The 7,685-nt window shown below is 74.2% G+C and carries 4 protein-coding genes; 2 read left to right on the top strand and 2 right to left on the bottom strand.

The window, feature by feature from the left end; all coding sequences use genetic code 11:
• Positions 1 to 368: 368 nt before the first annotated feature.
• Positions 369 to 1,703 carry a thymidine phosphorylase gene (locus FMEAI12_RS30015; protein ID WP_112108680.1) on the bottom strand — a complete coding sequence of 445 codons (1,335 nt, stop codon included), beginning with the start codon at positions 1,701 to 1,703 and terminating at the stop codon, positions 369 to 371.
• Positions 1,700 to 2,128, bottom strand: coding sequence for a cytidine deaminase (locus FMEAI12_RS30010; protein WP_112108679.1), 429 nt, complete (start codon positions 2,126 to 2,128; stop codon positions 1,700 to 1,702). The genes FMEAI12_RS30015 and FMEAI12_RS30010 overlap by 4 nt, the downstream gene beginning before the upstream one ends.
• 205 nt (positions 2,129 to 2,333) lie before the next feature.
• On the opposite strand from FMEAI12_RS30010, the gene FMEAI12_RS30005 reads away from it, so the two are divergent.
• A complete protein-coding gene (locus FMEAI12_RS30005; protein WP_112108678.1) occupies positions 2,334 to 5,315 on the top strand; it encodes a serine/threonine protein kinase in 2,982 nt (993 codons plus the stop codon).
• Between the two features lie 90 nt (positions 5,316 to 5,405).
• Positions 5,406 to 7,196 carry a serine/threonine-protein kinase gene (locus FMEAI12_RS30000; protein WP_112108677.1) on the top strand — a complete coding sequence of 597 codons (1,791 nt, stop codon included), beginning with the start codon at positions 5,406 to 5,408 and terminating at the stop codon, positions 7,194 to 7,196.
• The last annotated feature ends 489 nt before the right edge of the window (positions 7,197 to 7,685 follow it).

Here is a 7,685-nt window from a genome sequence, read left to right as displayed (position 1 = left end):
GTCGCCCACACATCCCAGCGCACCGCGGTTCACCAGCCACCCAGCAGATTCACAAATAACCCAAATAGAAACAATCCATACACACCAAAATGGTGTGTGGCGGGTGAATGAGTCTATGGACTCACTCACCCGCCACACTTCGGGCGACTCGAGCCGGTGGGGGCGGGGCGACGGAAAACCAGAGGGTTGAAAGCCGGCGGATGGCGGGACGCTTTCTGGCAAGCAAGACAGCTGGCGGTCCTGGGCCAGAGGTCGGGCTCGGTGCGCGGGGCAGTCGCGCGGATCAGCGGCGCGGGGCGCGGATCAGCGGCGCGGGGCGCGGATCAGCGGCGCGGGGCGCGGATCAGCAGCGCGGGGCGGAGCGCGGGTCAGCGGATGTGGTCGAGGACCAGTGGGGTGGGAGCGGGCGGTTCGTCGGTGACCGAGACGGCGTCCGCGAGTGCGGCGAGTGCCCGGGGGAAGGTCGCCTCGTCGTCGGAGTAGAGCTCGATCAGGGAGGCGCCGGCCTGGACCTGCTCCCCCACCGTCGCATGCCACCGCAGTCCCGCCGCCGCCGAGACGGGATCTTCCTTCCGCGCGCGCCCCGCGCCCAGGCGCCAGGCGGCGATGCCCAGGGCACGGGCGTCGAGGCGGCTCAGGTAGCCGTCCGCCGGAGCGGGGACGGTGCGGGTGAACGTGGCGCTCGGCAGTGGGGCGTCCGGGTCGCCGCCCTGGGCGGCGACCATCGCGCGCCACACGTCGTATGCCGCTCCGGAGGCCAGGACCTCCGCCGGATCCGGCCCGGCACCGGAACCACCGCTGAGGCCGACGATGTCCAGCATCACGCGGGCGAGGGCGACGGTGACCTCGACGAGGTCCGACGGGCCCGCCCCGCGCAGGGTCTCGACCGCCTCGGTCACCTCGGGGCCGTTGCCCGCGGTGCGGCCCAGCGGGGTGTCCATCGCGGTGAGCAGGGCCTCGGTGCGCACCCCGGCGCGGGTGCCCAGGCCGACCATCGTCCGCGCGAGCTCGCGGGCGTCGGCGAGTGAGGTCATGAAGGCGCCGGTGCCGACCTTGACGTCCAGGACCAGCGCGGACGTCCCCTCGGCGATCTTCTTGCTCATGATCGAGGAGGCGATCAGCGGGATGGACTCGACCGTGCCGGTGACGTCGCGCAGGGCGTACAGCCTGCGGTCCGCGGGAGCCAGGCCGGGGCCGGCGGCGCAGATGACGGCGCCGACGTCCGCCAGCACGGCACGCATGGTGTCCGGGTCGAGATCCGCGCGCCAGCCGGGGATGGCCTCCATTTTGTCGAGCGTCCCGCCGGTGTGCCCGAGCCCCCGGCCGGACAGCTGCGGGACGGCCGCTCCGCACGCGGCCACCAGCGGGGCGAGGACCAGCGAGACCTTGTCCCCGACCCCGCCGGTGGAATGCTTGTCGACCGTCGGGCGGGTCAGGCCGGACAGGTCCAGCCGTTCGCCGCTGGCGATCATCGCCGCCGTCCAGTGATCCAGCTCGTCGGGGGCCATGCCGCGCCAGACCACGGCCATCAGGTAGGCGGACATCTGCTCGTCGGCGACCCGGCCGTGGGTGTAGGCGTCGATGAGCCAGGCGACCGCGTCCGCCGGCAGCGCCGCCCCGTCGCGCTTGGCCCGGATGAGGTCGACGACGTCGTGGGACGCGGCAGGACCGCCGTGACCGCTGCCGGGGGCATCAGCGCTCATGCTCCGCGCTCCGCCGCAGGTGCCCGCTCCGCCGCGGGCGGCAGGTCCGCCGGGCCGAAGGCGCCGGGCAGGAGCTCGCCCAGGGTACGGATTCCGTCCGCGGTCGCCAGTTCGAGCTCGGGACCTCCGTGCTCGTGGAGAAGCTGGCGGCAGCGACCGCACGGCGCGAGCGGCACGCCCGTGCCGTCCACACAGGCGAAGGCGACCAGCCGGCCACCACCGCTGGCCCGCAGCGCCGAGACAAGACCACATTCAGCGCACAGTGTGAGCCCGTAGGAGGCGTTCTCCACGTTGCAGCCGACGACGACCCGACCGTCGTCGACCATCGCCGCCGCACCGACCCGCAGGCCGGAGTAGGGCGCGTAGGCGTGCCGCGCCACCCGCACCGCCTCGCCGCGCAGGTGCTCCCAGCCGCTGTCGTCCACGTTCCCTCCCGGACGGTTCGTCTTCCCTCCAGGCTGCCTGCCCGGATGCGCCACGTCGCTACCCAGCGGCACCGAGTCACACCGAGCCCACGGACCAGGTCCACACGGCCCGTCGGCACCGGCCCCGACCAGCATGCCCCACTGCCGGTGAGCCGACCGGATGTGATCCCATGGAATCGTCAACGCTGAGCGGAGAGGACAACCGATGTCAGGCGAGCGCCGGGGCGATCGCGGTCCAGCCGGTCCACGAGCTCTCGTCGGGCGTCGGTACCGGCTCGACGGGGTGATCGGTCAGGGCGGCTTCGGTGTCGTGCACCGGGCCACCGACGAGCTGCTCGGCCGGCAGGTCGCCGTCAAGGAGGTCCGGCTCCCCACCGACGGCAGCGAGGGGGAGCGGGAGCTCGCGCGGGAGCGGGTGCTGCGGGAGGCGCGCGCCGCCGGCCGGCTGCATCATCCCGGCGCGGTCGCGGTCCTGGACGTCATCGCCGAGGGCGACCTGCCCTGGATCGTCATGGAATTCGTCGACGGGCGGTCCCTGTCGGCGATCATCGAGGAGCGCGGGCGGCTCGGGGTCGGCGAGGTCTGCCGCATCGGCATCAGCCTCGCCTACGCGCTGGAGGCCGCCCACCGCCTGGGCATCGTGCACCGTGACGTGAAGCCGAGCAACGTCCTGGTGACAGCGGACGAACGCGCCCGGCTCACCGACTTCGGGATCGCCGTCAGCCATGGCGACCCTCGACTGACCAGCACCGGGATGGTTCTCGGCTCCCCGGCCTACCTGGCACCCGAGCGGGCCCGCGGCGACGCCGGAACGGCCGCCAGCGACCGGTGGGGGCTGGGCGCCACGCTGTTCACCAGCGTCGAGGGGGTCTCCCCGTTCCCCGGGAACGACCCGATCTCCATTCTCGCCGCGGTGGTGCAGAGCCGGCGCCGGCCGTTCCGCGCCGCCGGGCGGCTCGCACCCGTGATCGACGATCTCATGGCCACCCACCAGGCACGCCGGCCGAGTCTGGCGACGGTGCGCTCGCGGCTGCGCGACATCCTCGAACGCGGCGGGGACACCCGGCCCTCCCGGGCCCGCAGCCGACCATCCCGGCCCGCGGTAACGGCGATCACTCCGACGTCGGGCACACCCGCGGCCCCCACACCCGTTGCCCCCGGGCCTCCGACGGCCCCGATCCCGGCCGGGTTCGCGGCGGACGGCGGTGACACGTTCACCGCGGGCGGAGCATCCACGGGCGGCGCATCCCCGGCCGACCAGGACACCGTGGTCAGCCAGTATGCCGGGCCCGACGAGACCACCGTCCTCGGCGAGTCCGTCCTCGGTGGACCGGCGACCGCCGGCGCGCGCGCCGGTGAGACGCACAACGCCATGGCGGAGGACGACGAAACGTCCGACGACCACTCGTCCCCGGAGGACGGCGGCGCGGACCTGACCGCGCTGCTCACGGGCACGACGACGGCACCGGCCGGCGGCGCACCCGCCGGCCCACCGCCAGCCGCCCCGGGGCTGGCCGGCACCGTGCTGATGAACGCGGCGCCCAGCGAGGCACCGCCGGACGACACCGTGCCCGGCGAGGCACTGTCAGACGACACCGTGCCCGGCGACCCACTGTCGGACGACGCCCTGCCCGGCGAGACACCATCAGACGACACCCTGCCCGGCGCCCTGCCCGGCGAGGCGCCGCCGAATGACACCGTGCCCGGCGGGGTGCTGGCGGACGACACCGTGCTGGCCGAGGCATCGCCGGACGGAACCGTGCTGACCCGGACGTCGCCGGCGAGCACGGGCAACACCCGGGCCGACGCGGACAATGACACCCGCACCGACATCGGTACAGACAGCGCGGCGGTCATCGCCGCGGAGGAGGCCGGCTCCCCGACACCGGACTCGGCGGCCGTCGAACCCACGGCGAGCCGGGTCGGGGCAGGCGACCCGGCGACGAGCGACGCACGGCCGGCGGGAACGGCGAGACAGTCGGGAACGGCTGGTGCGCACCCGCGGTTGACCCGTCGGCTGGAGCGGCTCCGGGCGATGGAGCGGCGGCGGGGCGCGACGGTTGAGCGTTCCCGGGGCGCTGAGCGGCTGCGACCGGTCGACCGCATGCGGGCACTCGGCGGCATCCCGGCGCGGGCGCGGACATCCCAGGACTCGACCGAACCGGCCGCCACCACGGCCATCGGGACAGCCAAGGCCACCGGGACAGCCGGGACGAGGAGTACGCCCGACGCCACGGGAACGCCCGGCACCGCCGCGGAACCGACGTCCGCTGTGGGGCGCCGGTACTCGGCGGCCGCGGCGTTGTTCTCCCGGCCGGGCAGGTCCACGGCCTCCGGCGATTCCGGTCCGGGGATCTCCGCGGGTCCGCCGAGCGCACCCCGCGCCGCCGCCCCTCCGCGGCGGGAGCCGGAGCAGGAGCCGCCGACGAGTGGGCAGAACCTGTTCCGCCCGCCCTCCGAACGCCAGCCGGAGGAGCGGCGGCACCCGGGTGGGGTGCTGGGACGTCCGGACGGGGCGAGCGCCGTTACGCACAGCCGCGGACGTCGCCTGACTGTGATCCTCGTCGCGTCCGTCGTCGTGATCGCGCTTGCGGTCGTCGCCGCCGTCCTGGTGTTCGGCGGGGGTGACGACGGTGCGGAGCCGGCCGGCGCCGGGCCGCGCCCGACCGTCCAGGCTGACCAGGAAGCCGCGGCAGTCCAGGCTGGAGACCTGGTCGCGTCGAATTCGGAGCCGGTCACGGCGCCTCCGGGCTGGGTCTCCTACGTCGATCCGACGGGCTGGTCGATTGCCTACCCGTCGCGCTGGCAGCGGCGGCCCGGACCCGGGGGCGAGGGGAATACGGACTTCGTGGATCCGGCTACTGGTACGTTCTTGCGCATCGGGAGCATCGCGAGTGCGAACACCTCCGCCATTGAGGACTGGCGCACGAACGAAATCAGCTTCCGGGATCGAGTGCGGGACTACCGGCGGGTACGGATCGAACCAGGTGACGGGGCGGACGGCGCGACACAGGCCGACTGGGAGTTCACCTATGCCTCCGGTGGGGGGACGGTGCATGTGCTCAACCGTGGCGCGGTGCGAAACGGGCATGGATACGCTCTGTACTGGTACACGGCCGAGGAGCTGTGGGAGGCGGATCAGCCGCTCATGCGACAGCTCTTCGCGACCTTCAGGCCGGCCTCATGAGGAGCCTCAGGGCCGGTTGCCGGCCTGACGGGTCCGGCGGCCGACGGGGTTGCGTCCGGTCCAGTCAATTCGTCTGTCAGACTTGACTCGATGGCCAGATCGGCGAGCGTGCCCCCCGACACCTCTCGGCACGGCACACCCCGCTACGTAGCGCAGCGCTACCGCCTCGACACACCTATCGGGCGCGGTGGCGCTGGCGTTGTGTGGTGCGGCGAGGACGAGCTGCTCCAGCGGCCAGTCGCAATCAAGGAAATCCTCGTGCCGATGGCGGGCGCGCAGGCGGAACGGGACGCCATCCGGGCCCGGGTGCTGCGCGAGGCGCGTGCGCTGGCCCGGCTGCACAGCCCGGCCATCGTCTCGGTCTTCGACGTCGTCGAGGAGCACGAGCGGCACTGGATCGTCATGGAGCTCGTCGACGCGGACAGCCTCGGCGACACCATCAAGAACCACGGCCCGCTGCCGTTCGACCAGGTCGCCGCGATCGGGCTGGCACTGGCCGACGCACTCGCCGCCGCCCACTCGGCCGGGGTGCTGCACCGCGACGTGAAGCCGGGCAACGTCCTGCTCGGCCGGGACAACCGGGTCCGCCTCACCGACTTCGGCATCGCCGCGACCGAGGGCGACGTCACCCTGACCGGGACGGGCGCGCTCGTCGGCTCGCCGGCCTACATCGCCCCGGAGCGGGTGCGCGGCTCCTCGGGCACGCCCGCGAGCGACCTGTGGGGCCTCGGCGCGACGCTCTACTCGGCGGTCGAGGGCTGCCCGCCTTTCGAGGGCCCGGAGACCTACGCGGTGCTGAGCGCCGTGGTGGAGGGCCGGCGGCGGCCGTTCCGGCTCGCCGGGCCGCTGCGCGGGCTGCTCACCGACCTGCTCGACCGTCCCGCCGAGCTGCGCCCGGACGTCGACGAGATCCGCCGCCGGCTGACCCCCATCGCACGCAACGCCACGCCCGTCCCGGCGGTCGTCACGAATCCGCGCAGCCGCCAGTCCGAACCAGCTGCGGACGAACCGTCATCGGACGACGGCCTGGAGAACCTGGCCCCGTCGTCGCTGCCGCCGACCGACCGCCAGCCGGCGCCGAGCGGCGACATCGGGGTGACCGACCGGCTGATGCCGGGCCGGGAGATGACGCCCCTGCCGCCGCGGGCGGACCTGTCGACCCCGGGCGACGATCTGACGGCCGTCGGGCACGCGCCGGTGACCGGGCCGGGTGTGGCGAGCACTGGCCCGCACGACGACATCACCCAGATCGGCGCGCTCGCCGCGGCCGTCGACATGTTCGACCAGGACGACGCCAACATGGCCGCCGGCCTGCTCTCGCTGGACCGGGACGGCGAACGCGCCGGTCGCGGGGGCGGTGTCTCGCACCGGGCACCGGCCGCGGGGCGCGGCGACCACCGCGGCGACGCCCCCCGCGGATCGGCCCGCAAGGGTCGGCCGCCGACGATCGCGATCGTCGCCGGCGCGGCGGTGGCGATGCTGGCGGGTCTCGCTGTCGCGCTCACCCTGCTGTTCACCGGCAACGGGGGCGACTCCGACGGCACCAGCGCGGAGGGCACGTCTCCCTCGCCGTCGTTCGCCCCGCGGACACCGGACCCGCTGCCGACCACCGACGTGGTCGTCACCGAGCCGGTTCAGACGCCGGACCGGCCGGCCTACACGCCCCGGGCACGGCGGACGACCACTCCGACGCCTCCGCCCCCGCCGGCGGAGACCGATCCGCCCGAGACGACTCCCACGGCGGGGCCGACAACACCACCGGTGACCACCGCGCCGGCGTCGTCGGCACCCGCGACCACACCGCCGACGGAGGTCTCGCCGACCGGCGCTGGGCCCACGCCCACCCAGGTCGTCCCCACGCCCCCCGGCGGCGGCGCCTGATCACGGCCGGCACCGGCCGCCCGGTCAGGTAGGTCAGGTCGACGGTCCGCGAACCGGCCGGTGACCGCCGGCCGCCGTGGTGCGGTTCGGGCGTTGTTCGCTCCGGGTGCGGGGTCGGGCCGTCGGGATGCGCCCTGACGACGCGATTCGGGTCCGTGCATGTCCGATTCGCTTGACATGCGCCGCGGAACATCACAACATAGGTAAGCCTCACTTAAGCGTCCGACGGTCATGTCGCGAGCGGGCTTCCGCTCGGCCCGCGTGAACCCCGAAGCACGAGGAGTCCGCTGATCGGAAAGGCTCGGCCACCGCGCCGCTTTCCGGCCGGCGGCACCGTCGCCGCGCGAGGGCCGGGCTCCGGGCCGGGCTCCGGTATTCCGGGGGCGGTCGCCCGCCAGCCCGCCGACGGGTCGGATTCCACGCGAGCCGGCGGCGCGGCGTATCCGGGGAAACCGGCGGCCGACACCTGACGTCACCGGCGAATCCCGC

This window comes from Parafrankia sp. Ea1.12 (assembly GCF_900465275.1).
In the GTDB taxonomy this organism is placed as follows: domain Bacteria; phylum Actinomycetota; class Actinomycetes; order Frankiales; family Frankiaceae; genus Parafrankia; species Parafrankia soli.
This window is presented reverse-complemented; position numbering and strand designations above follow the sequence as displayed.

Bases quoted from the DNA above. Each gene is read 5' to 3' on its own strand.
- FMEAI12_RS30005 (WP_112108678.1), top strand. From the start codon at position 2,334: ATGTCAGGCGAGCGCCGGGGCGATCGCGGTCCAGCCGGTCCACGAGCT.
- FMEAI12_RS30000 (WP_112108677.1), top strand. From the start codon at position 5,406: ATGGCCAGATCGGCGAGCGTGCCCCCCGACACCTCTCGGCACGGCACA.
- FMEAI12_RS30015 (WP_112108680.1), bottom strand. From the start codon at position 1,703: ATGAGCGCTGATGCCCCCGGCAGCGGTCACGGCGGTCCTGCCGCGTCC.